This window comes from Flavobacterium seoulense (assembly GCF_000695795.1).
GTDB lineage: Bacteria > Bacteroidota > Bacteroidia > Flavobacteriales > Flavobacteriaceae > Flavobacterium > Flavobacterium seoulense.
Genome location: NZ_JNCA01000014.1, coordinates 18,210 through 43,588 on the forward strand (window position 1 = coordinate 18,210; position 25,379 = coordinate 43,588).

Consider the following 25,379-nt stretch of genomic DNA (forward strand, 5'->3'; position numbering starts at 1 on the left):
AAAATTTTATTATAAACCAGTATATTTTTAATTTAATAATTTTGAATTCGTTGATTCTAATTCATTATACAAATCTTTAACATCCTGAGAATATTCTTTTTGCAATACTAAATTAGCATCTTCTGTGGCTACCAAAATGGTATTTTTCATCCCAATAAAAGCAGTATAATTATTTACTCCAATAACCATGTTCCCATTAGCATCTACCTGATGTCCCATCGCTTTCAGATAATCATAAACCGATTCAAAAGAACCTAAATCAGACCATAAAAATTGAGAAGGAACAACTTTTATTTTTTTACTTCTTTCCATTACCGCATAATCGATACTGATAGATGGAATAGCCAATGATAATTCTATATCTAATTTACCATCTTTATTAGCTTCCCAGACTTTTTTAGATTTTTTATACACTTTTGGTTGAAATGCTTTTAATTCTTCTAACAGAACACTTGCTTTAAAACAAAACATACCGCTATTCCATAAAAAATTCTTTTTGGCAATAAAATCTTTAGCTGTTTCTAAATTTGGCTTTTCTCTAAACGAAAGTACATTCTCTCCTTTGTATTCTATATATCCAAATCCCGTTTCCGGCTTTGTAGGTACAATTCCAAACGTTACAATAGCACCATTTGCTGCTTTTTCGACAGCCTGAGCAATAGCTTCATTGTATTTTTCCTCATCATCAATAATATGATCTGAAGGTGTAATAATTAAAATATCATCCGGTTCAGCAGAAAATGCGGCAAAAGCAATAGCTGCAGCCGTATTTCTTGGAGTTGATTCTACAATATTAACATAAGGCATCTGGAATTTATCCATCACTTTTTGACTTAAATGGCAGTTATCAATATTCCCTACCACAATTACCTTATCAGTAATAACTCTGTTACGTTCAACAGTCAATTCAAAAAGTGATTTTCCTTCAAATATTTCTAAATATTGCTTAGGCTGACTTTTTCTTGATAAAGGCCACAACCTGCTACCTACACCTCCGGTTAAAATTACATGAACAACTCTATTGACTTTTTTCATATTTTACTTTTTATAATCTACCATCAACATTATCTCCCAAAACTCCTTTTACATCATAGACAATGCTATTTGTATTTTGAAGTTCAGACAAATCTATAGATAAAAACGAAGTATGTGCAACCCCTAGTATAATGGCGTCAAATTTATTTTCTGGTATTTGATTTACGGTATTTAACTGATATTCTTTTTCAACTTCAGCAGGATTGGCTAAAGGATCAAAAACCGTAACTATAATTCCGTACTCTTGTAATGCTTTAATGACATCAACAATTTTAGTATTACGTACATCAGGACAATTCTCTTTAAAAGTAATTCCAAGCATTAACAACTCCGCTCCATTAACCTGAATCTCTTTTTTGATCATCAATTTAACAACCTGAGCGGCTACATACTCCCCCATACTATCATTTAAACGTCGTCCAGCTAAAATTATTTCAGGATGATACCCTAATTCCTGTGCTTTCTGTGCCAAATAATAAGGATCGACCCCAATACAATGTCCTCCTACCAGTCCTGGTTTAAATGGAAGAAAATTCCATTTTGTTCCGGCAGCTTCTAAAATGGCCTGAGTATCAATTTCCATCAAATTGAATATTTTAGCCAATTCGTTTACAAAAGCAATATTAATATCTCGTTGGGAATTTTCGATTACTTTAGCCGCTTCAGCCACTTTTATAGAAGGAGCCAAATGCGTACCTGCAGTAATGACCGACTGGTACAAAGCATTAACTTTTTGTCCAATCTCCGGAGTAGAACCGGCAGTCACTTTCAAAATTTTATCGACAGTATGTTCTTTATCGCCCGGATTGATTCTCTCTGGCGAATAGCCCGCAAAAAAATCAACATTAAATTGTAATCCTGATATTTTTTCTAAAACCGGTACACATTCCTCTTCGGTTACTCCGGGATATACTGTTGATTCATAAATTACAACATCTCCTTTTTTTAAGACCTTCCCAACAGTTTTACTTGCCTTATACAAGGGTATCAAATCGGGCAGGTTATTTTTATCAACAGGTGTTGGAACTGTTACAATATAATAATTGCAATCAGCAATATCATCTAATTGACTTGTACAATAAAGTCCTTTTTGATTTTCATCAAAAATTACTTCCTTAGTCACTAAAACCGACTTCAAAACCTCCTCTTCTACTTCAAAAGTAGTATCGATTCCAGACTGTAATTCTTTAATCCGATTTTGATTAATATCAAATCCAATAACAGCATACTTCGTAGCAAATAAGCGCGCCAATGGCAAGCCTACATACCCAAGACCTATAATTGCAATTTTAGATTTCAAATTAATCTTTATTAGGATTTATATTGTTATTAATTAAAAACTACCAACGCTTCGCGGTTCCAACCCACATAAAACGGGCAGAAAAGTATTATTTTTTTTGTGTGCAAATATAGCTACTATATATCGAATTTCCATTACTTATTTCATAGTTAGATTATCATTATAAAACAGAAAACAACAAAAAAAACATAAATAACTATTAATCAACAAAAAAAACATTTTTATACTTCACCACTCCTTAAAAATATCACCTAATTTAGTGATGAAAAAAATCAATAATAAAAGATTAATCCTACTCACTTATATGCTTTAATAAACGGAAACTTCTTGCAAATTAATCTAACCGAAACAATAATTAACTAGCAAAAGCTACTAATTTTAAAATTCTGTAATAAATATTTAGAGGCTTTCAATCAATTAAGTTTCATCTTCAATACACATCCCATAGATTCCAAAACAAGCACATAATGATTTTTATTCACTTCCTGAACAATTGCTTCTTGAGATTTAAAAGGACCTGACTCTAAAGTCACTTTATCCCCTACTTGGATTGAAGAAACTGAAATTTCATATTTATCAGGAGTTGTTAACCATTTCTTTATGGTATTAATTTCTTCTTCGCGCACAATAGCCGGCTTTCCTAACCAAAAAAGATAACGAACCACACCTGATGACTGAAAAACCAAATTCCTATCCGCTTCTTTTAAACACACAAAAACATAGGAATTAAACAAAGGTACTTCTACCTTTTTTTTTCTGTCTGACCATTGACGCACCTGAGTAATTATAGGACAATAACACTCTATTCCTCTTTGAGCTAATTGTTCTGCTACCTTTTTTTCCCATTTCGGTTTTGTATACACCACATACCAATTCATCACAATATTTTTTAACAATCCTAAAACAATACAAGCTATTGTAAAGAAAACACAGCCCTATTACTTCTCTAAAGAAAAACAGAACTGTGCAAATTAAATTAATTTTTTTCAATTTTATTTACGAACCTATTGCATGATAAACAAATCCTATCTTTTGTAAATCAGAAGCGTTCAATATATTTCTTCCATCAAATGCAAATGCTGGCTTTTGCATCGAATCGTATATTTTTTGCCAATCATAAGCAACAAATTCATCCCATTCGGTCAACACAGCAATTGCATGAGCTCCGGCACAAGCCTCATAAGGATTTTCGAAAGACAACACATTATCTGCATTCTCCTCAGAATTTCGGGTTTGTAAATAATCTAAATCAGCCAAAACTTTTTTTCTAGATACTTTAGGGTCATAAACTGAAATTTTAGCATTTTCGTTTATCAAATCATCAGCAACATAAATGGCGGCAGACTCTCTGGTATCATTAGTATCTTTCTTAAAAGCCCAACCTAAAAATGTTATTTTTTTACCCGAAACCGTATTGTAAAGTGTTTTTACAATATTATCCGAAAAACGTCTTTTTTGATGATCATTCATTATAATGACCTGCTCCCAATAATCAGCCACTTCATTTAACCCATACGATTTTGCGATATAAACCAAATTCAAAATATCTTTTTGAAAACAAGATCCACCAAAACCTACTGAAGCTTTCAAGAACTTTGGCCCAATTCGGCTATCCATACCAATTGCCCTGGCAACTTCATTCACATCTGCTCCTGTTTTTTCACAAAGTTCAGACATCGCATTTATTGAAGAAATTCTTTGTGCTAAAAAAGCGTTCGCTGTTAATTTTGACAACTCAGACGACCAAACATTTGTTGTTAAAATTCTATCTTTATCAACCCAATTCGCGTAAACATCAACCAATGCCTGAATTGCTTTTTGTCCTTCATCTGTTGTTTCTCCTCCAATTAAAATTCGGTCGGGATTTAGCAAATCCTGAACCGCTGTTCCTTCTGCTAAAAATTCGGGATTAGACAAAATTTGGAATTTTACTCCGTTTCCTGTATTATCTAAGATACTTTTTATTGCTTCGGCAGTTCGAACCGGCAAAGTTGATTTCTCAACAACTATCTTATCCGTTTTAGAAACTTTTGCAATTTGCCTGGCACATAATTCGATAAACTTCAAATCGGCAGCCATTCCTTTTCCTTTTCCGTAAGTTTTTGTCGGCGTATTTACCGAAATAAAAATCATTTCTGCTTCGTCAATTGCTTTTTCGACTTCTGTAGAAAAAAATAAATTTCGCCCTCTCGCTTCTTTAACAATATCCGAAAGCCCCGGCTCATAAATTGGAATATTATTTACATCCTCATCATTCCAGGCTGCTATTCTCTCCTGGTTTAAATCCACTACAGTAACTTGTATCTGTGGACATTTTTGTGCAATAATTGCCATTGTAGGCCCTCCAACATAGCCTGCTCCAATGCAACAAATTTTTGTAATTCCCATTATTTTTCTGTTATGTGTTATACGTTATGGCTTATAAGTTAACAACTAACCCCTAACTTCTAACTTCCTTTTCTATTTTAAATTATTCCAATACCAGTCTACCGCTATCTTAAGTCCTTCTTGCAATGAATATTGAGGATTATAGCCTAATAACTCTTTTGCTTTATCAATACTTGCTAACGAATGCGGAATATCTCCTGCTCTATTAGGACCATGAATTACATTTACGTCTGCAATTTTGGAATCATAATTACTCAAATACTCTTTTAAATAACCAACTAAATCATTCAGTGTATTTCTATCTCCATAAGCCGTATTATATATCGCATTCACAGCTTCAATTTTATCTGTCGAAATTGCCAACTCATTCATTTGGATCACATTATCAATATAGGTGAAATCGCGGGAATGATTCCCATCTCCGTTTATAGTAATGCTTTCGTTATTCATTAATTGCATTACAAATTTAGGAATCACCGCCGCATAAGCACCATTTGGATCCTGCTTTCTTCCAAAAACATTAAAATAACGCAAACCAATCGTTTCTATTCCATAAGTTTTACTAAAAATATCAGCATACAATTCGTTTACATATTTAGTAATTGCATATGGAGAAAGCGGCTTTCCAATAACATCTTCTACTTTTGGCAATCCTATTGAATCTCCATAAGTAGACGAACTTGCTGCATAAACAAAACGTTTTACTTTGGCTTCTGTTGCTGCCTGAAGCATATTTAAAAAACCCGAAACATTAACATCATTAGTCGTAATTGGATCATTTATTGAACGAGGAACTGATCCAAGAGCTGCCTGATGCAACACATAATCTACTTCGTTCACTGCCTTTTTGCAATCTTCAAGATTTCGAATATCACCTTCTATCAAAAGAAAATCAGGATTATCAATACAATTTTCCAGATTATGACGATGACCTGTGGCAAAATTATCCAAACAAACAATCTGATTACCTTTCGACAAAAAATATTCGCATAAATTGGAACCGATAAAACCAGCACCACCAGTAATTAAAATTCTGTATCCTGTTATTGCTCTCATTACTCTTTTTTGAAACTTACACTAATTAAGCTTTTCTAATTTTTTCAATTATTTTAGCTAAAACTCCTTTTGGTTTTTCCTCTTCATGGTAGCCATTCGAATAATTTCCATAACCATATCCGTAACCGTATTTTGCTTTATTTTCGAAACCATTCAAAATAATACTAACATTAGTCATTTCGCCTCTTTTAACCCTGTTATTCAATAATGGAATCATCTCTTTTTTAGTAACATTTTGCCTTACTATATACAAAGTAACATCGGCATACTGAACTAATTCTAAAGAATCAGAAACCAAACCTACTGGCGGAGTATCTAAAATAATATAATCATATTCTTTTTTCAAATCAGCAATTAAATCAGCCATAGCTTCTCCAATAATCAATTCGGAAGGATTAGGCGGAACGGGACCAGAAAGAATAACATCTAAGCAAGGAATCTTCGTTTTATTAACTATTTCGCTCAAGCTTTTTTGCTTGATTAAATAATTAACAACCCCTATTTCATTCGACAATTCAAATTCTTCAGCTAATTTTGGTTTTCTTAAATCCAAACCTACAATTACCGTTTTCTTTTCGCTTAAAGCAAAAACAGTAGCGATGTTTATCGAACAAAAAGTTTTTCCTTCACCACTTATTGAGGAAGTAATCATTAAGGTTTTCCCTCCTTCACCAATCTGTTTTTTGTATAAAAATTGTAATGAAGAGCGAATCGCCCTGAATGCTTCAGACAAAGCTGATTTTGGTTTATCAAAAACTGCTAACTCTCCTTTTTCTTTGTATAAACCTACAACTCCAATTACAGGAATTTGTGTTTGCCTATTAACATCCTCAGCTTTTTGAATCGAATTATTGATAAAAAACAGCACTAACACAAAAGACAATGGAATAAGAATTCCAAGGAAAAGAGCCGAAACATAATTCACTGAAGTTTTAGGCCCAATCAATCCTCCGCCTACATCTTTAGCAGGATCAATAAAGTGAATATCTGATAAATTAGCCGCTTTTACAATATCGGCTTCGCTTCGCTTTTGTAAAAATGTACTGTAAATATTATCACTTAAATCATATTTTCTTTTGATTTTAACCAATTCCTGCTGGTCATCCGGTAACTTTTTAATATTACTTTCAACCTGATTAATTTTACTATTAATCAAACCTAAATCAAACTGCAATGCCGATTTTGCACTAGCAATATTTTCCAGCAAAACACTTTTAACCGCTTCCATTTGATTATCAAAATCACGGAATATTTTATCACTTTTTACAGTATAAGCCATTTCTGAACGCTGTGTAGAAAGCGAAATTAATTTAGAAATATTAGCTACAATATTAGGATCCTCAATTCCTGCCACTGATGGCGCTGGCAATTTAGAATAATCAACACTGTTTTTTAAATAGGCTTTAAGCGAATTATAATAGGTAATTTTTCGGGTAATGGCATCTTTTTCAACATCGTATTCCAGGATTTTCTCTGAGAATTTTGTTCCGCCATCTTCTAGATTTATAACATCTTTATCTTTTTTGAAAGATTTTAATTCATCGCCAGCCGTTTTTAACTGCGATTCCATAGCGACAAGTGTGCTGTCAATAAAAGCAATGGTATTAGTAGCAAATCTATTTTTGCTATCTAATTGCCTTTTGATAAGCATATTTACGGTCGCATTAAGATATTCGACCATTCGGGCTTTATTAGTTCCCTGTAATTTTAATGTTAAAATAGAAGCTCCTTTTTCATCCGGAATTACATTTACACCGCGATAGCGACCAACAGCTCCATTAAAATCATTAAAACGTACAAAGTATTCGTTCCCTTTGTAAAAACCCGGATTATCTTTTATTTCTAATTTCCAATTCAAAAAAGGTAAGGAGACCTGTTGTCCTACTTTATATTTTTTTACAAAATCGCCAGCAGCAACTGCTGTTTCACTATATGAATTGTCTGAATAGGTAATTAATGAAGCTGAATTAGCCGCAAACGGAATTTTAATTTGGTATTCTGATTCGCTCAAAAAAGTAATACTAATCAAGTTTCCTGCTAATTGCCCTTTCTTTTTATCAATAGTTACATAAAAAGGAACTGCTCCATAAGCATCAACCATATTATATTTTTCCTGCTGTAAATAATCAATATAATACTGCAATTGATCGACAACTAATTCATTATGAGATCTGGATTGTAATGTAGTAGAAATAGTTTGCATTTGGTCTGAAACTCCGCCCCAATTAAATGTCAAACTCGTATTTGAAGTAAATAAAGGATTATTTTCTTCTTTAATAGAAATTAAAGTTCCCATTTCGTAAATTTTCTCTTTACGAATATTGGTTTGGTATGCAATTGTAAATGTAATAATCAAACTTACCAAAAACCATTTCCAATAACTTAAGATTTTTATCAACAAACCTTTAAAGTCAAAGCTAACCTGATTTTCAAAAATGGAAAAGTCTTTTATATCTAACATTTTTTCGAAATGTATTTTATCTTCTTAATAATAAAAAGGCAGTTGTTGCTAACGATATTAATGTTAATATCGTACCTAAAGATTCTATACCTGTTTTTCCCGTTCCCCAAGTTTTTTGCTTGAGCGGTTTTACATAAATATAATCATTAGGCTGTAAATAAAAATAAGGCGAATTCACCACATTGCTATCCGTTAAATCAACAACATGGGTTTCGCTTCCTGTTGGTGTTTTTCTAATAATAGCAACTTCTTTTCTATTTCCTACTAATGTAATATCTCCGGAATTAGCAATAGCTTCCATAATATTTACATGTTCCTGAAACAAAGTTTTAGTTCCAACACTCCCAACTTCTCCATTTATTGTATATCTAAAACCGGCCAATTTTACTATCACGAAAATATTAGCTTCTTTTTTAAAATATTCAGCTAATAATTGTTTCTCTATATTTTGTCTGACTTCATCCAGCGTGTAACCTATTACATTCAATTCTCCCAGAATAGGCATCCTGATATTTCCATGATCATCAACAGTAAAACCATCAAAATACAATGACGCTTCAGATTTTCCTACTTCTGCTCCACCATTCGTTGTGCTAAAAATCTCAACAAGCTTTGGATCATTTGCTTTAATACTAATACTTAAAACATCATTAATTTGCAAACGATACGGTTTAGCCGCAACAGCCGAAATTGAAGTTTCAACATCAGTTTCGTTTTTATTTTGTAGATAAATCAAATCTCTTGTAGGTATACAAGAAGAGAATAACACACTAATAATTAGCAATAAACCAAATAGATTTTTACCCATTTTATTATTTTAAATACAAATATAGCTTTTCAATTAATTATATAAAAAGCCTCCTTATTATTAAACCAAATTAATTGTTTTTTATAGCTTTCTCAAAAGGCAAACGCTGTAAAATACTTCTTCCCAGAGTTACTTCATCGGCATATTCTAATTCGTCTCCCACAGCAATTCCGCGTGCAATTGTTGAAATTATAATTCCTGAATCAGCGATTTGCTTGTAAATATAAAAATTGGTCGTATCTCCTTCCATCGTAGAACTCAATGCAAAAATAACCTCAGTCAATTGCCCCGATTTTACTTTCTCAACTAAACTGGAAATCTTTAACTGACTAGGCCCAACTCCATCAATTGGCGAAATTTTTCCACCCAAAACATGATAAATACCTTTAAACTGCCCAGTATTTTCAATTGCCATTACATCGCGAATATCTTCAACAACACATACTAACTGATGATTTCTGTTTTTATTACTACAAATTTCACAAATAGCTGTATCTGAAATATTATGACAGCTTTCGCAAAACTTAATTTCCTCACGCATATTTACTAATGCCTGAGTCAAAAAACTCGTCTGTTCTTTAGGCTGTTTCAACAAATGCAATACTAATCGCAAAGCCGTTCTTTTTCCTATTCCCGGCAATTGCGAAATTTCATTTACTGCTTTTTCTAATAATTTTGAAGAAAATTCCATAGTTGCAAATGTAGCGATTTGTTATTTGAAATTAATATAAATCATCAAAATGAAAAAAGCCATTTTCATAACAAAAACGGCTTTATAATTTTTAAAGTCAAATCGATTAATATTGATTTGTAGCCAATAAAACTAAGGTACAGGCAACATCAACTTTTATATTATTCAGTTCCAAAAGTTGGTACAACTCCGGATTTTCAGTTCCGGGATTAAAGATTACACGTTTTGGCTGCGCTTCAACTATATAATTATAATAATCACGTTGGTTTTTTGGATTTAAATACAAAGTAACGGTATCAATATTTTTAACAGGAACAGCTTTAGTATATATTTTCACCCCTGCAACTTCTCCTTGATTCTGACCAATAGCCAGTACCGTATGTCCTTTTTGCGTTAACATATTTATAGCTTTATAAGCATATCTGTCAGGTTTTGTCGTCGCTCCTAAAACTAAAGTTTTTTTGTTTTTCATTTGTTCATTATTTCTACAAATGTACTCAAATAGATTTTAAATAAGTGAGTACTTTAGTGTATCGCTTTTCGAAAGCAATATTCGACTATTTTTTTTATCCTCTTGGAAGAAAAATTTCAGCCATCATACATCTAGCACTTCCACCGCCACAAGTTTCAATTGTTTGCAAATTGGAACTCAAAATAGCAGCATGTTTTTCTATTTGCTTTTTTTGTCCTGCATTTAACGATTCCAAAGCGGTCGAACTCATTATGACATATCGTTTATCATCAGCTCCTGAAAGTTCGAGAATGTTCCCTGCAAAATCAGCAACTTGTTTTTCGCTAATCAAAATAATTTCTTTTCCACTGGTTCTTAGATTATCCAAAACCATTTTTCGTTCCTGTTTATCAGTAATCATATCAGCACAAATTATTGCAAAATCCTGCCCGATACTCATCATAACATTAGTATGGTAAACTAACTTTTGCTTTCCATCAACCGTATGAAAAGCTTCAAAAATCACAGGAGCATAATCAAAATCCTCACAGAATTCTATAAAAAGTTCTTCATTAGCTCTTGGAGACAAAGCGCAATAAGCTGTCGAATTTGCCCTGTCCAAAACCATACTACCTGTTCCTTCAAGAAAAATTTCTTCTTCTTCCGCCGAAGTAAAATCAATACTATTTTCGATTACAAAACCTTTTTCTTCGAGAATATCTAAAATATCCTCCCGACGTTCGGCCCTGCGATTTTCAGCAAACATAGGATATAAAACCACATCCCCATTATCATGAAATGAAATCCAGTTGTTTGGAAAAATACTATCCGGAGTATCTCTATCCAAAGTATCATCGACTACAACCACATCAACCCCTACTTCCTGCAACTGATTTACTAAAGCATCAAATTCTTGTTGCGCTTTAGCATTTACAGCAGCAGGCAACATTCCGTTTAATTCTTTTTGGAAATGATTATTGACAATGGTTTGCTCATTCATTCGAAAAGCTACCGGACGAATCATTAAAACTGAATTAGTTACTTGTTTCATTTTGTTCACTATTATTTATTGCTTATTCCAAAGATAAAAAAAGCTCCACTTTTCAGTGAAGCTTTCATTTAATATAACTTATAATTATACTGGTTTTTTAAACTCTCTTAACGGAGATCCAGTGTAAACTTGTCTTGGTCTTCCAATTGGTTCTTTGTTTTCACGCATTTCTTTCCATTGTGCGATCCAACCTGGTAATCTTCCAATAGCAAACATTACTGTAAACATATCAGTAGGAATTCCTAATGCTCTGTAGATAATTCCAGAATAGAAATCTACGTTTGGATATAAGTTTCTAGCTTTGAAATATTCATCCTCTAAAGCTGCTGCTTCTAATTTTTTAGCAATTTCTAAAATTGGATCATCAACACCTAAAGTTCCTAAAACTTCATTAGCTGCTTTTTTAATAATTTTAGCACGAGGATCGAAGTTTTTGTAAACTCTGTGTCCGAATCCCATTAATCTAAATGGATCGTTTTTATCTTTTGCTTTAGCTAAATACTTTTCAGTATCACCGCCATTTTGGTGAATTTCTTCTAACATTTCTAACACTGCCTGATTAGCACCTCCGTGTAAAGGCCCCCATAAAGCAGAAACTCCAGCAGAAATAGAAGCAAATAAACCAGCGTGAGAAGAACCAACCATTCTTACTGTAGAAGTAGAACAGTTTTGTTCGTGATCAGCATGTAAAATAAATAATTTATCAAGTGCTTCAGTAACCACAGAACTTAATTTATACGGTTCCGTTGGTAATGCAAACATCAAGTTCATGAAATTCTCAACATATCCTTTAGTATTATCGTAATAATTTAAAGGATAGCCCATTGATTTTCTGTAAGTCCAAGTTGCAATAACCAAGAATTTACCCATAGTTTTACAAACTGCCTGGTACAATTCTTTTTCATTCTCAACATTTACGGATTTAGGATTAAAAGCAGTTAAAGCACTTGTTAAAGCAGCTAAAACTCCCATTGGGTGAGCTGTTTTAGGAAAACCATCAATAATGCCTTTCATCTCCTCATTTACTAAGCTATGCTTTCTGATGTCTGTTTCAAATTGTTGCAATTGAGCAGCTGTTGGCAATTCACCAAAAATTAAAAGATAAGAAACTTCTAAAAAGTTAGCATTGTCTGCTAAATCCTCGATAGCATATCCTCTATAACGTAAAATTCCTAATTCTCCATCTAAGAAAGTAATTCCACTAGTACAAGAACCTGAATTTTTATAACCCGGATCAATAGTGATTGCCCCTGTTAAATCTCTTAACTTGTTAATATTGATTGCTTCTTCGTTTTCACTTCCTTTAATAACAGGAAACTCATACTTCTTGCCATCAATTTCTAATATAGCTGTTTTTGACATAATAATTTGAAATAATTCTTTACACTTAATAATTTACCAAATCTAAGGATAATAACGTTAATTAAAAAGAGAAAAAATCAGTGATATTGTTAAATTTAAATAAAAAGCCATTCGCTAAAAAACGAATGGCTGTTAAAAAGAACAAATACTATGTTCTTATTTTATTTTGAATGCTTTTAATCCTGGAAAATAAGCAGTATTAGCTAATTCTTCTTCGATTCTTAGCAATTGGTTGTATTTAGCCATACGGTCAGAACGTGAAGCAGAACCAGTTTTAATTTGACCACAGTTTAATGCAACTGCTAAATCAGCAATTGTATTATCTTCAGTCTCTCCTGAACGGTGAGACATTACTGAAGTATAACCTGCATTTTTAGCCATGTTAACTGCTGCAATAGTTTCAGTTAAAGTACCAATTTGGTTTACTTTAATAAGGATTGAGTTAGCAATTCCTTTTTCGATTCCAGTTGACAAACGTTGAACGTTAGTTACAAACAAATCATCACCTACTAATTGAACTTTATCTCCAATTTTTTCAGTTAATAATTTCCAACCTTCCCAGTCATTTTCATCCATACCGTCTTCGATAGAGATAATTGGGTATTTAGTTGTTAATTCAGCTAAGTATTCAGCTTGCTCAGCAGAAGTTCTTACTTTTCCAGTTTCTCCTTCAAATTTAGTGTAGTCGTATTTACCATCTACATAAAACTCAGCAGAAGCACAGTCTAAAGCAATCATAATTTCGTCACCGAAAGAATAACCTGCTTTTTCAACAGCTAATTTGATCGTATCTAAAGCATCTTCAGTTCCACCAGCTAAGTTTGGAGCAAAACCACCTTCGTCACCTACAGCAGTAGAAAGACCTCTATCGTGTAATACTTTTTTCAAGTTATGGAAAATCTCTGTACCCATTTGCATAGAGTGAGAAAAAGAAGTTGCTTTTACAGGGAAAATCATGAATTCCTGGAAAGCAATAGGAGCATCAGAGTGAGAACCACCGTTGATGATGTTCATCATTGGAACAGGTAATGTATTAGCAGAAACTCCACCTACATATCTGTATAATGGTAATCCTAATTCAGCAGCAGCAGCCTTAGCAACAGCAAGAGAAACTCCTAAAATAGCATTAGCTCCTAATTTAGATTTATTTGGAGTACCATCTAAATCAATCATTAACTGATCGATTAAATTTTGTTCAAAAACAGAAGTTCCTACTAATTCTTCAGCAATAACAGTATTAACATTGTTCACTGCATTTAAAACTCCTTTTCCTAAAAAAGCTTTTCCTCCATCACGTAATTCTACAGCCTCATGCTCTCCAGTTGAAGCACCAGATGGTACTGCGGCTCTACCTAAAACACCGTTTTCTGTAATTACATCCACCTCTACAGTAGGATTACCTCTTGAATCTAGAATTTGTCTTGCATGAATTTTGATAATAATACTCATATTACTTTAGTTTTTAAATTTTCGGTTACAAATATATTCTAAGTTTTTCAAACAGCGTATTTATTTTTTTAATCTTATCAACGAAAACGTTATAAAAACTTTTTTTAAACATAATTTAAAATAAAGTTTACAAATTAAAAACAATACCAAAACTTAGAGCAAAAAATAGGCTAAGCAAAACTGCTTAGCCTTATGATCTTAAAAAGATTATTTTTTTAGACTCTCTACAAATTGATCAAACAAATAAGAAGAATCATGAGGACCCGGACTTGCCTCTGGGTGATACTGAACTGAAAAACAGTTTTTATTTTTCATTCTCATACCACCAACGGTACCATCATTTAAGTGAAGATGCGTAATTTCCATCTCCGGATTAGCTTCTAACTCTTCTCTATTCACTGCAAAACCGTGATTTTGAGAAGTAATCTCTCCTTTTCCTGTAATAACATTAATTACCGGATGATTAATTCCACGGTGACCGTTAAACATTTTATAAGTCGAAATTCCATTTGCTAAACCAATCACTTGGTGACCTAAACAAATTCCGAATACTGGTTTGTTATTAGCCAAAATTTCCTTTGCAATTGCAATAGCACCATCTAAAGGTTCCGGATCACCAGGACCATTTGAAAGGAAGAAACCATCAGGATTAAACGAATCCATATCAGCATAAGAAGCATCATAAGGAAACACTTTAATATAACAATCTCTTTTAGCTAAATTGCGAAGAATATTCGTTTTAATACCTAAATCCAAGGCTGAAACTTTGTATTTTGCATTTTCATCTCCGTAGAAATAAGGCTCTTTAGTTGAAACTGTTGAAGCCAGCTCTAAACCTTTCATATCAGGTACGCTAGCCAAAGCAGCTTTTAATTCTTCAATAGGAGTATCATCTGTACAAATAACAGAATTCATCGCTCCATTTTCTCTAATATAACTTACTAATGCACGAGTATCAACATCAGAGATACAGATTAAATTGTGCTTTGTAAAATAATCTTCTAAACTACCAGAAGCATCTTCTCTTGAATAGTTAAAACTGAAATTTTTACAAACCAAACCAGCAATTTTAATTCCGTTTGATTCTACTTCATTGTCATTAACGCCATAATTCCCAATGTGCGGATTAGTGGCAACCATAATTTGTCCATAATAAGATGGATCAGTGAAAATTTCCTGATAACCAGTCATTCCTGTGTTAAAACAAACTTCACCAAAAGTGGTTCCGCTGATTCCGATAGATTTTCCGTGGAATATAGTTCCGTCACTTAATAAAAGGATGGCGCTTTTTCGTGTTGTGTATTTCATTTGTTGTTAAATATGGTGCAAATTTAATTCATTAAAGCAGTGAAAGCAACAATTTTAAAAATTATTTTAAAACAGCTATTTTTAGCTCTTTAAAAGCAACTCTCAGCTACTCTATTTAATAAAAAGTCAAAAAAAAAGGATAAACTAAAAAAATAGTTTATCCTTGATTTTATTGAATGATTACTCTCATAATTATTCAGCAGCTTCAGCAGTAGTATCAGTTTCAGCAGCTGGAGCTTCAGTAGCAGGAGCTGCTTCTTCAGCTTTTTTAGCTTTACCACCACGACGGCTTTTTGCTTTTTTAACTTCTTTTTTACCTCCGTTGTAAAGTTCATTGAAATCTACTAATTCGATCATTGCCATATCAGCATTATCTCCTAAACGATTTCCAACTTTAATGATACGAGTGTATCCTCCCGGACGGTCACCAACTTTAGCAGCAACATCTCTGAACAAATCAGTTACAGCATATTTACTACGTAAGTTAGCAAAAACAATACGACGGTTGTGAGTCGTATCATTTTTAGATTTTGTTATAAGCGGCTCAACAAATTGTTTAAGCGCTTTAGCTTTAGCAACAGTAGTATTAATACGTTTGTGCTCGATAAGAGAACAAGCCATATTAGCTAACATAGATTTTCTATGTGCAGTCTGTCTGCTTAAGTGATTGAATTTTTTTCCGTGTCTCATGACATGCTTTTTTTAAACTTCATCTTGCTGCAATCCACTATGGAGAGCAAAATATGAAGCAAATTATTCTTTATCTAGTTTGTATTTCGCTAAATCCATTCCGAAAGTCAAATTCTTAACCGCTACAAGTTCATCTAGCTCTGTTAAAGATTTTTTACCGAAATTACGGAATTTCATTAGGTCATTTTTATTGAACGATACTAAATCACCAAGTGTATCAACTTCAGCCGCTTTCAAACAATTTAAGGCTCTCACAGAAAGATCCATATCAACAAGCTTAGTTTTAAGCAATTGTCTCATATGTAATGATTCTTCATCATAAGATTCTGTTTGTGCAATCTCATCAGCCTCAAGTGTAATTCTTTCGTCAGAGAACAACATGAAATGGTGAATTAAAACCTTAGCAGCTTCAGTTAAAGCATCTTTTGGATTAATAGATCCATCAGTTTTAATTTCAAAAACTAATTTTTCATAATCTGTTTTTTGCTCCACACGGAAGTTTTCGATTGCGTATTTTACATTCTTTACCGGAGTAAAGATTGAATCTGTAAAAATGGTTCCAATTGCAGCATTCTGTTTTTTGTTCTCCTCAGCAGGAACATATCCTCTACCTTTTTCAATTGTTAAATCAAGGTTCAATTTGATTTTACTATCTAAATTACAGATAACTAGTTCTGGATTTAAAACTTGGAAACCTGAAATGAATTTTTGAAAATCACCAGCTGTTAATTGATCTTTACCAGTAACTGAAATAGAAACTGACTCGTTATCAATATCTTCAATTTGACGTTTAAAACGTACTTGTTTTAGATTAAGGATGATTTCTGTTACATCCTCTACAACTCCTGAAATAGTAGAAAACTCATGATCTACACCTTCTATGCGAACAGATGTAATTGCATAACCTTCCAATGCTGAAAGCAAAACTCTTCTAAGTGCATTACCAACAGTCAATCCATAACCAGGCTCTAAAGGTCTAAATTCGAATTTACCTTCAAAATCGGTTGAATCGATCATGATAACTTTATCGGGCTTTTGAAAATTAAATATTGCCATAAATTTCGACTAAGTCAATTATTATTTGTTGTACAACTCTACGATTAATTGTTCTTTAATGTTTTCTGGAATTTGAAGTCTAGCAGGTACAGCTACGAAAGTACCTTCTTTAACGTCATTGTTCCAAGTAATCCATTCATAAACTTGACTTGAATTAGATAAAGAACGTTCGATAGCCTCTAAAGATTTAGATTTTTCACGAACAGCAACTTTGTCACCAGGTTTAAGGTGGTAAGAAGGAATGTTTACAACTTCACCGTTAACAGTAATATGTCTGTGAGAAACTAATTGTCTAGCACCTCTTCTAGAAGGAGCAACACCCATTCTAAATACTACGTTATCCAATCTTGCTTCACATAATTGTAAAAGAACCTCACCAGTAACACCTTTAGTAGCTGATGCTTTTTTAAATAGGCCTCTGAATTGTTTTTCTAAAATTCCATAAGAATATTTAGCTTTTTGCTTTTCCATTAACTGGATAGCGTACTCAGATTTTTTACCTCTTTTTTTAGCCATCCCGTGTTGTCCAGGAGGGTAATTTCTTTTTTCGAAAGATTTGTCATCTCCGAAGATTGCTTCGCCAAATTTACGAGCAATTCTAGTTTTAGGACCAGTATATCTTGCCATTTCTAATGAATTAATTAAGGTAGAGACTATGAATTCAGGTCATATCCTTCGATAATCGTGATTCTACCTAGTTATACTTAAATTTAATATTAAACTCTACGTCTCTTTGGAGGACGACAACCGTTGTGAGGCATTGGAGTAACGTCGATAATTTCAGTTACTTCGATTCCTCCGTTATGAATAGAACGGATAGCAGACTCACGTCCGTTTCCTGGTCCTTTTACATAAACCTTAACTTTTTTCAATCCTGCTTCAAGAGCTACTTTACTACAATCTTCAGCGGCCATTTGAGCTGCGTATGGAGTGTTCTTTTTAGAACCTCTAAATCCCATTTTACCAGCTGAAGACCAAGAAATAACTTCACCTTTTTTGTTAGTCAAAGAAATGATGATGTTATTGAAGGTAGCAGAAATATGAGCTTCTCCCGTTGATTCAACGATAACTTTACGTTTTTTTGTAGTTGCCTTAGCCATATTACTTATTATTTAGTTGCTTTTTTCTTGTTAGCAACAGTTTTTCTTTTACCTTTTCTAGTTCTAGAGTTGTTCTTAGTTCTTTGTCCTCTTAATGGAAGACCAGTTCTATGACGGATTCCTCTGTAACATCCGATATCCATTAAACGTTTGATGTTTAAAGATACTTCTGAACGTAATTCACCTTCAATTTTGAATGCTCCAACAGCCTCACGAATTGCTCCGATCTCGTCATCATTCCAATCTTGAACTTTTTTATCCTGGCTAACTTGAGCTTTCTCTAAAATCTCTATAGCTCTACTTTTTCCTAATCCGAAGATATAGGTAAGTGCAATAACACCTCTCTTGTTTTTTGGGATATCTACCCCTGCTATTCTTGCCATAATTATCCTTGTCTTTGTTTAAATCTAGGATTCTTTTTGTTTATTACGTATAATCTTCCTTTTCTACGTACGATAATGCACTCGGCACTTCTCTTTTTTACTGATGCTCTTACTTTCATTGTAATATCTTTAATATCTATAAGTAATTCTTGCTTTAGACAAATCGTAAGGACTCATTTCTAATTTCACTTTATCACCAGGTAATAATTTGATGTAATGCATACGCATTTTTCCAGAAATATGAGCAATTACAACATGTCCGTTCTCTAATTCTACACGGAACATTGCATTAGATAATGCTTCAATGATTGATCCGTCTTGTTCTATTGCTGATTGTTTTGCCATAAAATTAAGCTACTGCTTTTCTATTTTTTCCGCTTTTCATTAAACCATCATAATGTTTATTCAACAAGTATGAATTGATTTGTTGAATTGTGTCAATTGCAACACCTACCATAATAATTAATGAGGTACCTCCAAAAAACATTGCCCAAGATTGTTGAACATCCATAAGACTTACAACTATCGCTGGGAACACAGCTATTAGAGCAAGAAATAAAGAACCAGGAAAAGTTATCAAAGACATCACTTTGTCTAAAAAATCAGAAGTTTCAGCTCCAGGTCTAACTCCAGGAATAAAACCACCGCTTCTCTTCAAATCATCAGACATTTTATTAGTAGGAACAGTAATTGCGGTATAAAAGTATGTGAATACAATAATTAATGTTGCAAAAACAAAATTATACCAAAAACCGAACATATTACTAAATGCACCTACAATAGATTGTGAAGTATCGGAAGTTGACAATCCTGCTAAAGCCGCAGGTATAAACATAATTGCTTGTGCAAAAATGATAGGCATAACCCCGGCAGCATTAAGCTTTAAAGGAATCCATTGTCTATTTCCACCTAACATATCTTGTTCAAAATCACCAGAAGCAGTACGACGAGCGTACTGAACTGGTATTTTTCGAATAGCCATAGTTAACAATACACATGCAATGATAACTAGAAGCCAAATAATTATTTCAATAACTAACAACATAGGTCCTCCATTGTTATTAGTAACTCTAGTTGTAAATTCTTGAATAAATGCTTGAGGAAATCTTGCAAGAATACCCACCATAATTAATAGTGATATACCATTACCAATTCCTTTATCAGTTATCTTTTCCCCTAACCACATGGCAAATATTGTACCTGTAACTAAGATTACTACTGAAGAAAATAAGAATTCAAAAGAATCAAACCCTAGTAAAAATGCACTACCAGGTAATGTTCTGTATAGATTATAGATATACGTAGGTCCTTGTACCAGAGTAATTCCAATAGTCAACCAACGCGTGATCTGATTAATCTTTTTTCTACCACTTTCACCATCACTTTGTAATTTTTGTAAATAAGGAATAGCAATCCCCATTAACTGAACAACAATAGATGCTGAAATGTAAGGCATAATTCCTAAAGCAAAAACGGATGCTTGAGAAAAAGCTCCACCAGTAAACATATCTAAAATAGAACCAATACCACTTTTAGTCTGACCTTCTAAATTAGCTAACTGTGTTGCATCAATCCCAGGAAGCGTTACGTGAGCTCCAAAACGATAAACTAAAAGCAGACCTAATGTAATTAGGATTCTGTTTTTTAGTTCCTCGATTTTCCAAACATTACTTAATGATTCAAAAAATTTCTTCATAATTAATTGAAAAATTATAGTGTTACAGCCTCTCCACCAGCAGCTTCAATAGCAGCTTTTGCAGTAGCAGTAAATTTGTGAGCAGTTACTTTTAATTTAGCTTTCAATTCTCCTCTTCCTAAAATCTTTACAATCTCATTTTTAGTAGCTAAACGGTTTGCAACAAAAACTGTCATATCAACAGTATCTGTAACTACACCATTATCAACTAATAATTGAAGTGTATCAAGATTTACACCTTCGTATTCTTTACGATTGATGTTTGTAAAACCAAACTTAGGCACACGTCTTTGAAGAGGCATTTGACCTCCTTCAAAACCAATCTTTTTAGAATAACCAGAACGAGATTTTGCTCCTTTGTGTCCACGTGCAGCGGTACCACCTTTTCCAGAACCTTCTCCTCTACCTAATCTTTTATTTTGATTATGTGTTGACCCTTCAGCTGGTTGTAAGTTACTTAAATTCATAACAGTATTTGTTATTTAGCTTCTTCTACAGAAACTAAGTGTTTAACTTTGTTTATCATCCCAAGGATTGCAGGGTTTGAGTCATGCTCTACAACTTGTCCCATTTTACGTAGACCTAAAGCCTCTAATCCTCTCTTTTGATCAAGTGGACAGTTGATTTTACTTCTAACTTGTTTTACTAATAATTTAGCCATAATTTCCTTGAATTAACCTTTAAAAACTTTCTCTAAAGAAACACCTCTTTGTTTTGCAACAGTGTGAGCACTTCTCATTTGTAATAAAGCATCAAAAGTTGCTTTTACTACGTTGTGAGGATTTGATGATCCTTGAGATTTAGACAATACATCGTGAATACCTACTGATTCAAGAACTGAACGAACAGCTCCACCAGCAATAACTCCTGTACCATGAGAGGCAGGAATTAAGAATACACGTGCACCACCAAATTTACCTTTTTGTTCGTGAGGAACTGATTGACCATTCAAAGGAATTCTCACTAAGTTTTTCTTAGCATCTTCTACTGCTTTCGCAATTGCTTCAGAAACGTCTTTAGATTTTCCTAATCCGTGACCAACTACTCCATTTTCATCACCTACAACTACAATAGCAGAAAAACCGAAAGCTCTACCTCCTTTTGTAACTTTAGTAACACGATTAACACTAACTAGACGATCTTTTAATTCAAGACCACTAGGTTTTACCAATTCTACATTTTTGTATTTAGACATAATATATTAGAATTTAAGTCCAGCGGCTCTTGCGCCTTCTGCTAATGATTTAATACGACCGTGGTATAAGTATCCTCCTCTATCGAATTTTACTGTTTCAACCCCAGCTTTCAACGCTTTTTCTGCAACCAATTTTCCAACTGCAGCAGCTACTTCAACGTTAGTACCTTTTCCTATTTCTTTTTCTCTTGAAGAAGCAGACAACAATGTAACACCGTTTACGTCATCAATAAGTTGAGCGTAAATTTCTTTGTTACTTCTAAATACAGATAATCTTGGATTAGCAGCAGTACCACTTATCGTTTTTCTGATTCTGAATCTGATTCTCTGTCTTCTTTCAGGTTTTGTTAATGACATAATCTTATTTTTTAAGCTGATTTACCTGCTTTTCTTCTTAATACTTCACCTACAAATTTAACACCTTTTCCTTTGTATGGTTCTGGCTTACGGAAACCTCTGATTTTCGCAGCAACAGCTCCTAAAAGTTGTTTATCTAATGATGTTAATTTTACAATTGGGTTCTTACCTTTTTCAGATATAGTTTCAACAGTAACTTCTGGAGCAACTTCTAAAACAATATTATGAGAAAATCCAAGCGCCAAATCTAATTTTTGTCCTTGATTAGAAGCTCTGTAACCTACCCCTACCAATTCTAATGATTTAGTAAAACCTTCAGTTACACCAACAACCATATTGCTGATTAAAGATCTATATAAACCGTGTTTTGCTCTTTGATCTTTGTGATCAGATGATCTTTCTACTAGAACTTGATCACCTTCAACCTTTACAGTTACGTCCGAAAACTCCTGAGATAGTTGACCATTTTTTCCTTTTACTGTAATAATACCGTCTTTAACTTCTACAGTTACTCCAGCAGGGATTACAATTGGGCTTTTACCTATTCTTGACATCTTATTTAGTCTTTAAAATTAGTATACGTAACAAATTACTTCACCACCTACATTTAATTGCTTAGCTTGTTTTCCAGTCATCAAACCTTTTGATGTAGAAACAATAGCAATTCCTAATCCGTTAAGGATTCTTGGTAATTTGGCAGCACCTGCATACTTACGTAAACCTGGTTTACTAATTCTTTGGATATCTTTAATTACTGGCTCTTTAGTATCTTTATCATACTTTAAAGCAATTTTAATTGAACCCTGAACTGTGTTCTGTTCAAATTTGTAACTCAAGATATAACCTTGATCAAATAAGATCTTAGTTATTTCTTTTTTAAGATTAGAAGCTGGAATTTCAACAACTTTGTGGTTTGCAGCCACAGCGTTACGAACTCTAGTCAAATAATCTGCAATAGGATCTGTATTCATATTTATTAATTTGCGACAACGGTTTTCAAAAGAACTATTCCCTTGAACCTGAAGTCATTAAACTCAAGCTTAAAGCAGATGATTGCACGATTACCGGCAAAAATCCGGCAAATGTACAATTATCTGCTGACATACCAACTATTACCAGCTAGCTTTTTTCACACCTGGTATCAATCCATTGTTAGCCATTTCACGGAAAGTAACACGTGAAATACCGAATTGACGCATATAACCTCTTGGTCTACCTGTTAATTTACAACGATTGTGCAAACGAACTGGTGAAGCATTCTTTGGTAATTTTTGCAAACCTACGAAATCTCCAGCCTCTATCAAAGCTTTTCTTTTCTCAGCATACTTCTCTACCGTTTTTTGTCTTTTAACCTCGCGGGCTTTCATTGATTCTTTTGCCATGTCTTAGTTCTTTTTAAAAGGTAAACCTAGTTCAGTTAATAATGACTTTGCTTCTTTGTCTGTTTGAGCAGTAGTAACAAAAGTAATATCCATTCCTGAAATTTTGTTAACTTTATCAATATCAATTTCTGGGAAAATGATTTGCTCTAAAACTCCAAGGTTATAATTACCTCTACCATCGAATCCAGTAGCTTTGATACCACCAAAATCTCTTACACGTGGTAAAGCAGAAGTAATAAGTCTATCTAAAAACTCATACATTCTTTCTCCACGTAAAGTAACTTTTGCTCCAATTGGCATTCCTTTTCTCAATTTGAAAGACGCAACGTCTTTCTTAGAAATTGTAGAAACTGCTTTTTGTCCAGTGATCTTAGTTAACTCATCAACTGCATAGTCAATAAGTTTTTTATCAGATACAGCTGCACCTACTCCGCGGCTCAAAACGATTTTTTCAAGTTTAGGAACTTGCATTACGTTTGTGTATCCGAACTCTTCTTTAAGAGCAGAGATTACTCTACTCTTATATTCTTCTTTTAATCTAGGTATATACGCCATTACTATAGTACTTGATTAGATTTTTTTGAAAATCTTACTTTCTTATCTCCTTCAACTCTTACACCTACTCTTGTTGTTTCCTTAGTTTTAGGATCAATTAGAGAGATATTAGAAATTTGAATAGGAGCTTCTTTTTTCACGATACCACCTTGAGGGCTTTTTGCACTTGGCTTCGTATGTTTTGAAACTAAGTTTACACCTTCAACAATCGCTTTGTTTTTCTCACGGTCTACACGCAATACTTTGCCTTCAGCACCTTTGTGATCTCCAGCAATTACTCTTACGATGTCACCTGATTTTATTTTTAGCTTTATCATCTTATAACGAATTAAAGCACTTCTGGTGCTAATGATACAATTTTCATGAATTGTTTTTCACGAAGTTCTCTTGCTACCGGACCAAAAACACGAGTTCCTCTCATTTCACCTGCAGCATTCAAAAGAACACATGCATTGTCATCGAAACGGATATAAGAACCATCAGCTCTTCTCACTTCTTTTTTGGTACGTACAACAACTGCAGTCGAAACAGCTCCTTTTTTAACGTTTCCGTTTGGAGTTGAATCTTTGATAGAAACTACAATTTTGTCTCCAACAGAGGCATACCTTCTTTTAGTACCTCCTAAAACACGGATAGTTAAAACTTCTTTAGCTCCTGTGTTATCTGCTACTTTTAGTCTTGATTCTTGTTGTACCATAATTATTTAGCTCTTTCTAGGATTTCAACCAATCTCCAACATTTTGATTTACTTAAAGGACGCGTTTCGCTAATTCTTACAGTATCTCCAATGTTACAATCGTTTGTTTCGTCATGTGCAACAAATTTCTTTGTTTTCAATACGAACTTACCATATAATGGGTGTTTTACTTTAGTAACTTGTGCAACAACAATAGATTTATCCATTTTGTTAGAAGTTACAACACCAATTCTTTCTTTTCTTAAATTTCTTTTTTCCATCTTTCGCAGATTACAATTATTGCAATTCTCTTTTAGTAAGCTCTGTAGCCAATCTAGCAACTGTTCTTCTTAAACTTCTAATTTGAAGCGGATTCTCAATTGGAGATATTGCGTGAGCTAATTTTAGGTCAGCATAAGTTTTCTTAGCCTGGCTAAGATTTTCTTGCAACTGTGCTGCAGAAAGACCTTTTATTTCTGATTGTTTCATAATAATATAGATTATGCTTCGAAATCTCTAGCAACAACGAATTTAGTTTTTACTGGAAGTTTTTGAGCTGCAAGACGTAATGCCTCTTTTGCAACTGACAATGGAACTCCTCCTACTTCAAACATAATTCTTCCGGGTTTAACAACAGCTGCCCAATATTCAACGGCACCTTTACCTTTACCCATACGTACCTCAAGAGGTTTCTTAGTAATTGGTTTGTCTGGAAATATTTTAATCCATAATTGTCCCTCTCTTTTCATGTAACGAGTTGCAGCAATACGTGCAGCTTCGATTTGACGAGAAGTTAAGAACATACCATCTTCATGAACAGATTTAATACCAAACATTCCGTTAGAAAGTTCATGCCCTCTTTGAGAGTTCCCTTTCATTCTACCTTTTTGTACCTTACGGTATTTTGTTCTTTTAGGCTGTAACATTTT

34 protein-coding genes are annotated in these 25,379 nt (G+C 33.4%); all 34 read right to left on the minus strand.

The window, feature by feature from the left end; all coding sequences use genetic code 11:
- Positions 1-27 precede the first annotated feature (27 nt).
- Entirely contained in the window at positions 28-1,035 is a 1,008-nt protein-coding gene (locus FEM21_RS07200; protein WP_035659192.1) for a mannose-1-phosphate guanylyltransferase, read from the minus strand.
- A gap of 10 nt (positions 1,036-1,045) precedes the next feature.
- Complete coding sequence (locus FEM21_RS07205; protein WP_035659193.1) at positions 1,046-2,341, minus strand: nucleotide sugar dehydrogenase; 1,296 nt, start codon at positions 2,339-2,341, stop codon at positions 1,046-1,048.
- Between the two features lie 407 nt (positions 2,342-2,748).
- Entirely contained in the window at positions 2,749-3,213 is a 465-nt protein-coding gene (locus FEM21_RS07210; RefSeq protein ID WP_035659323.1) for a UpxY family transcription antiterminator, read from the minus strand.
- A 118-nt stretch (positions 3,214-3,331) separates the two neighbouring features.
- Complete coding sequence (locus tag FEM21_RS07215) at positions 3,332-4,723, minus strand: UDP-glucose 6-dehydrogenase (RefSeq protein WP_035659194.1); 1,392 nt, start codon at positions 4,721-4,723, stop codon at positions 3,332-3,334.
- 72 nt (positions 4,724-4,795) lie between these two features.
- A complete protein-coding gene (locus FEM21_RS07220) occupies positions 4,796-5,779 on the minus strand; it encodes an SDR family oxidoreductase (protein WP_035659196.1) in 984 nt (327 codons plus the stop codon).
- A 25-nt stretch (positions 5,780-5,804) separates the two neighbouring features.
- Entirely contained in the window at positions 5,805-8,240 is a 2,436-nt protein-coding gene (locus FEM21_RS07225) for a polysaccharide biosynthesis tyrosine autokinase (protein ID WP_035659197.1), read from the minus strand.
- A 16-nt stretch (positions 8,241-8,256) separates the two neighbouring features.
- A complete protein-coding gene (locus FEM21_RS07230) occupies positions 8,257-9,048 on the minus strand; it encodes a polysaccharide biosynthesis/export family protein (RefSeq protein ID WP_035659198.1) in 792 nt (263 codons plus the stop codon).
- Between the two features lie 70 nt (positions 9,049-9,118).
- Entirely contained in the window at positions 9,119-9,739 is a 621-nt protein-coding gene (recR, locus tag FEM21_RS07235) for a recombination mediator RecR (protein ID WP_035659199.1), read from the minus strand.
- Positions 9,740-9,845: 106 nt separating this feature from the next.
- Positions 9,846-10,211: a CoA-binding protein gene (locus tag FEM21_RS07240; protein ID WP_035659200.1), complete on the minus strand. Its 366-nt coding sequence runs from the start codon at positions 10,209-10,211 to the stop codon at positions 9,846-9,848.
- A 94-nt stretch (positions 10,212-10,305) separates the two neighbouring features.
- Positions 10,306-11,241, minus strand: a complete 936-nt coding sequence (ctlX, locus tag FEM21_RS07245; RefSeq protein ID WP_035659202.1) for a citrulline utilization hydrolase CtlX — start codon at positions 11,239-11,241, stop codon at positions 10,306-10,308.
- An 84-nt stretch (positions 11,242-11,325) separates the two neighbouring features.
- The gene (locus FEM21_RS07250; protein ID WP_035659203.1) at positions 11,326-12,603 is read right to left on the minus strand and encodes a citrate synthase; all 1,278 of its coding nucleotides are present in this window, start codon (positions 12,601-12,603) and stop codon (positions 11,326-11,328) included.
- A gap of 156 nt (positions 12,604-12,759) precedes the next feature.
- The gene (gene eno / locus FEM21_RS07255; RefSeq protein WP_035659205.1) at positions 12,760-14,052 is read right to left on the minus strand and encodes a phosphopyruvate hydratase; all 1,293 of its coding nucleotides are present in this window, start codon (positions 14,050-14,052) and stop codon (positions 12,760-12,762) included.
- A 207-nt stretch (positions 14,053-14,259) separates the two neighbouring features.
- Positions 14,260-15,360 carry a glutamine-hydrolyzing carbamoyl-phosphate synthase small subunit gene (carA, locus tag FEM21_RS07260; protein WP_035659206.1) on the minus strand — a complete coding sequence of 367 codons (1,101 nt, stop codon included), beginning with the start codon at positions 15,358-15,360 and terminating at the stop codon, positions 14,260-14,262.
- Between the two features lie 192 nt (positions 15,361-15,552).
- Positions 15,553-16,050 (minus strand): 50S ribosomal protein L17, encoded by a 498-nt coding sequence (rplQ, locus tag FEM21_RS07265; RefSeq protein WP_035659208.1) that lies wholly within the window; start codon positions 16,048-16,050, stop codon positions 15,553-15,555.
- 63 nt (positions 16,051-16,113) lie between these two features.
- Positions 16,114-17,106 (minus strand): DNA-directed RNA polymerase subunit alpha, encoded by a 993-nt coding sequence (locus FEM21_RS07270; protein WP_035659211.1) that lies wholly within the window; start codon positions 17,104-17,106, stop codon positions 16,114-16,116.
- A gap of 21 nt (positions 17,107-17,127) precedes the next feature.
- On the minus strand, positions 17,128-17,733 hold the full coding sequence (gene rpsD, locus FEM21_RS07275) for a 30S ribosomal protein S4 (RefSeq protein WP_035659213.1): 606 nt from the start codon (positions 17,731-17,733) through the stop codon (positions 17,128-17,130).
- Positions 17,734-17,822: 89 nt separating this feature from the next.
- Positions 17,823-18,206 carry a 30S ribosomal protein S11 gene (rpsK, locus tag FEM21_RS07280; RefSeq protein ID WP_026714629.1) on the minus strand — a complete coding sequence of 128 codons (384 nt, stop codon included), beginning with the start codon at positions 18,204-18,206 and terminating at the stop codon, positions 17,823-17,825.
- 8 nt (positions 18,207-18,214) lie between these two features.
- Positions 18,215-18,589: a 30S ribosomal protein S13 gene (gene rpsM, locus FEM21_RS07285; RefSeq protein ID WP_035659214.1), complete on the minus strand. Its 375-nt coding sequence runs from the start codon at positions 18,587-18,589 to the stop codon at positions 18,215-18,217.
- Between the two features lie 2 nt (positions 18,590-18,591).
- Entirely contained in the window at positions 18,592-18,708 is a 117-nt protein-coding gene (gene ykgO / locus FEM21_RS16400) for a type B 50S ribosomal protein L36 (RefSeq protein WP_002987490.1), read from the minus strand.
- Between the two features lie 10 nt (positions 18,709-18,718).
- Positions 18,719-18,934: a translation initiation factor IF-1 gene (gene infA, locus FEM21_RS07290; protein WP_026714631.1), complete on the minus strand. Its 216-nt coding sequence runs from the start codon at positions 18,932-18,934 to the stop codon at positions 18,719-18,721.
- A 4-nt stretch (positions 18,935-18,938) separates the two neighbouring features.
- A complete protein-coding gene (secY, locus tag FEM21_RS07295; protein WP_035659216.1) occupies positions 18,939-20,285 on the minus strand; it encodes a preprotein translocase subunit SecY in 1,347 nt (448 codons plus the stop codon).
- Between the two features lie 14 nt (positions 20,286-20,299).
- Positions 20,300-20,752 carry a 50S ribosomal protein L15 gene (gene rplO, locus FEM21_RS07300; protein WP_035659218.1) on the minus strand — a complete coding sequence of 151 codons (453 nt, stop codon included), beginning with the start codon at positions 20,750-20,752 and terminating at the stop codon, positions 20,300-20,302.
- 11 nt (positions 20,753-20,763) lie between these two features.
- The gene (rpmD, locus tag FEM21_RS07305; protein ID WP_026707002.1) at positions 20,764-20,946 is read right to left on the minus strand and encodes a 50S ribosomal protein L30; all 183 of its coding nucleotides are present in this window, start codon (positions 20,944-20,946) and stop codon (positions 20,764-20,766) included.
- 12 nt (positions 20,947-20,958) lie between these two features.
- Positions 20,959-21,483, minus strand: coding sequence for a 30S ribosomal protein S5 (gene rpsE, locus FEM21_RS07310; RefSeq protein ID WP_085949269.1), 525 nt, complete (start codon positions 21,481-21,483; stop codon positions 20,959-20,961).
- 3 nt (positions 21,484-21,486) lie between these two features.
- Complete coding sequence (gene rplR, locus FEM21_RS07315; protein ID WP_035659219.1) at positions 21,487-21,837, minus strand: 50S ribosomal protein L18; 351 nt, start codon at positions 21,835-21,837, stop codon at positions 21,487-21,489.
- Positions 21,838-21,848: 11 nt separating this feature from the next.
- Positions 21,849-22,391 carry a 50S ribosomal protein L6 gene (gene rplF, locus FEM21_RS07320; protein WP_035659220.1) on the minus strand — a complete coding sequence of 181 codons (543 nt, stop codon included), beginning with the start codon at positions 22,389-22,391 and terminating at the stop codon, positions 21,849-21,851.
- A gap of 18 nt (positions 22,392-22,409) precedes the next feature.
- A complete protein-coding gene (rpsH, locus tag FEM21_RS07325) occupies positions 22,410-22,808 on the minus strand; it encodes a 30S ribosomal protein S8 (RefSeq protein WP_035659221.1) in 399 nt (132 codons plus the stop codon).
- A gap of 141 nt (positions 22,809-22,949) precedes the next feature.
- The gene (rpsN, locus tag FEM21_RS07330; protein ID WP_026714637.1) at positions 22,950-23,219 is read right to left on the minus strand and encodes a 30S ribosomal protein S14; all 270 of its coding nucleotides are present in this window, start codon (positions 23,217-23,219) and stop codon (positions 22,950-22,952) included.
- A 3-nt stretch (positions 23,220-23,222) separates the two neighbouring features.
- Positions 23,223-23,774 carry a 50S ribosomal protein L5 gene (gene rplE / locus FEM21_RS07335; RefSeq protein WP_035659223.1) on the minus strand — a complete coding sequence of 184 codons (552 nt, stop codon included), beginning with the start codon at positions 23,772-23,774 and terminating at the stop codon, positions 23,223-23,225.
- 2 nt (positions 23,775-23,776) lie between these two features.
- Positions 23,777-24,091 carry a 50S ribosomal protein L24 gene (gene rplX / locus FEM21_RS07340; RefSeq protein WP_035659224.1) on the minus strand — a complete coding sequence of 105 codons (315 nt, stop codon included), beginning with the start codon at positions 24,089-24,091 and terminating at the stop codon, positions 23,777-23,779.
- An 11-nt stretch (positions 24,092-24,102) separates the two neighbouring features.
- Complete coding sequence (gene rplN, locus FEM21_RS07345) at positions 24,103-24,471, minus strand: 50S ribosomal protein L14 (RefSeq protein ID WP_026714640.1); 369 nt, start codon at positions 24,469-24,471, stop codon at positions 24,103-24,105.
- Positions 24,472-24,473: 2 nt separating this feature from the next.
- Positions 24,474-24,731, minus strand: a complete 258-nt coding sequence (rpsQ, locus tag FEM21_RS07350; protein WP_024981515.1) for a 30S ribosomal protein S17 — start codon at positions 24,729-24,731, stop codon at positions 24,474-24,476.
- Positions 24,732-24,747: 16 nt separating this feature from the next.
- Entirely contained in the window at positions 24,748-24,939 is a 192-nt protein-coding gene (gene rpmC / locus FEM21_RS07355) for a 50S ribosomal protein L29 (protein WP_035659227.1), read from the minus strand.
- 11 nt (positions 24,940-24,950) lie between these two features.
- Entirely contained in the window at positions 24,951-25,376 is a 426-nt protein-coding gene (gene rplP, locus FEM21_RS07360; protein WP_008464295.1) for a 50S ribosomal protein L16, read from the minus strand.
- Positions 25,377-25,379: the final 3 nt, after the last annotated feature.

Coding starts and splice junctions, on each gene's coding strand:
- FEM21_RS07200 (WP_035659192.1), bottom strand. CDS start 1,035: ATGAAAAAAGTCAATAGAGTTGTTCATGTAATTTTAACCGGAGGTGTA.
- FEM21_RS07210 (WP_035659323.1), bottom strand. CDS start 3,213: ATGAATTGGTATGTGGTGTATACAAAACCGAAATGGGAAAAAAAGGTA.
- FEM21_RS07215 (WP_035659194.1), bottom strand. CDS start 4,723: ATGGGAATTACAAAAATTTGTTGCATTGGAGCAGGCTATGTTGGAGGG.
- FEM21_RS07220 (WP_035659196.1), bottom strand. CDS start 5,779: ATGAGAGCAATAACAGGATACAGAATTTTAATTACTGGTGGTGCTGGT.
- FEM21_RS07225 (WP_035659197.1), bottom strand. CDS start 8,240: ATGTTAGATATAAAAGACTTTTCCATTTTTGAAAATCAGGTTAGCTTT.
- FEM21_RS07230 (WP_035659198.1), bottom strand. CDS start 9,048: ATGGGTAAAAATCTATTTGGTTTATTGCTAATTATTAGTGTGTTATTC.
- recR (WP_035659199.1), bottom strand. CDS start 9,739: ATGGAATTTTCTTCAAAATTATTAGAAAAAGCAGTAAATGAAATTTCG.
- FEM21_RS07240 (WP_035659200.1), bottom strand. CDS start 10,211: ATGAAAAACAAAAAAACTTTAGTTTTAGGAGCGACGACAAAACCTGAC.
- ctlX (WP_035659202.1), bottom strand. CDS start 11,241: ATGAAACAAGTAACTAATTCAGTTTTAATGATTCGTCCGGTAGCTTTT.
- FEM21_RS07250 (WP_035659203.1), bottom strand. CDS start 12,603: ATGTCAAAAACAGCTATATTAGAAATTGATGGCAAGAAGTATGAGTTT.
- eno (WP_035659205.1), bottom strand. CDS start 14,052: ATGAGTATTATTATCAAAATTCATGCAAGACAAATTCTAGATTCAAGA.
- carA (WP_035659206.1), bottom strand. CDS start 15,360: ATGAAATACACAACACGAAAAAGCGCCATCCTTTTATTAAGTGACGGA.
- rplQ (WP_035659208.1), bottom strand. CDS start 16,050: ATGAGACACGGAAAAAAATTCAATCACTTAAGCAGACAGACTGCACAT.
- FEM21_RS07270 (WP_035659211.1), bottom strand. CDS start 17,106: ATGGCAATATTTAATTTTCAAAAGCCCGATAAAGTTATCATGATCGAT.
- rpsD (WP_035659213.1), bottom strand. CDS start 17,733: ATGGCAAGATATACTGGTCCTAAAACTAGAATTGCTCGTAAATTTGGC.
- rpsK (WP_026714629.1), bottom strand. CDS start 18,206: ATGGCTAAGGCAACTACAAAAAAACGTAAAGTTATCGTTGAATCAACG.
- rpsM (WP_035659214.1), bottom strand. CDS start 18,589: ATGGCAAGAATAGCAGGGGTAGATATCCCAAAAAACAAGAGAGGTGTT.
- ykgO (WP_002987490.1), bottom strand. CDS start 18,708: ATGAAAGTAAGAGCATCAGTAAAAAAGAGAAGTGCCGAGTGCATTATC.
- infA (WP_026714631.1), bottom strand. CDS start 18,934: ATGGCAAAACAATCAGCAATAGAACAAGACGGATCAATCATTGAAGCA.
- secY (WP_035659216.1), bottom strand. CDS start 20,285: ATGAAGAAATTTTTTGAATCATTAAGTAATGTTTGGAAAATCGAGGAA.
- rplO (WP_035659218.1), bottom strand. CDS start 20,752: ATGAATTTAAGTAACTTACAACCAGCTGAAGGGTCAACACATAATCAA.
- rpmD (WP_026707002.1), bottom strand. CDS start 20,946: ATGGCTAAATTATTAGTAAAACAAGTTAGAAGTAAAATCAACTGTCCA.
- rplR (WP_035659219.1), bottom strand. CDS start 21,837: ATGTCATTAACAAAACCTGAAAGAAGACAGAGAATCAGATTCAGAATC.
- rplF (WP_035659220.1), bottom strand. CDS start 22,391: ATGTCAAGAATAGGTAAAAGCCCAATTGTAATCCCTGCTGGAGTAACT.
- rpsH (WP_035659221.1), bottom strand. CDS start 22,808: ATGAATACAGATCCTATTGCAGATTATTTGACTAGAGTTCGTAACGCT.
- rpsN (WP_026714637.1), bottom strand. CDS start 23,219: ATGGCAAAAGAATCAATGAAAGCCCGCGAGGTTAAAAGACAAAAAACG.
- rplE (WP_035659223.1), bottom strand. CDS start 23,774: ATGGCGTATATACCTAGATTAAAAGAAGAATATAAGAGTAGAGTAATC.
- rplX (WP_035659224.1), bottom strand. CDS start 24,091: ATGATAAAGCTAAAAATAAAATCAGGTGACATCGTAAGAGTAATTGCT.
- rplN (WP_026714640.1), bottom strand. CDS start 24,471: ATGGTACAACAAGAATCAAGACTAAAAGTAGCAGATAACACAGGAGCT.
- rpsQ (WP_024981515.1), bottom strand. CDS start 24,731: ATGGAAAAAAGAAATTTAAGAAAAGAAAGAATTGGTGTTGTAACTTCT.
- rpmC (WP_035659227.1), bottom strand. CDS start 24,939: ATGAAACAATCAGAAATAAAAGGTCTTTCTGCAGCACAGTTGCAAGAA.
- rplP (WP_008464295.1), bottom strand. CDS start 25,376: ATGTTACAGCCTAAAAGAACAAAATACCGTAAGGTACAAAAAGGTAGA.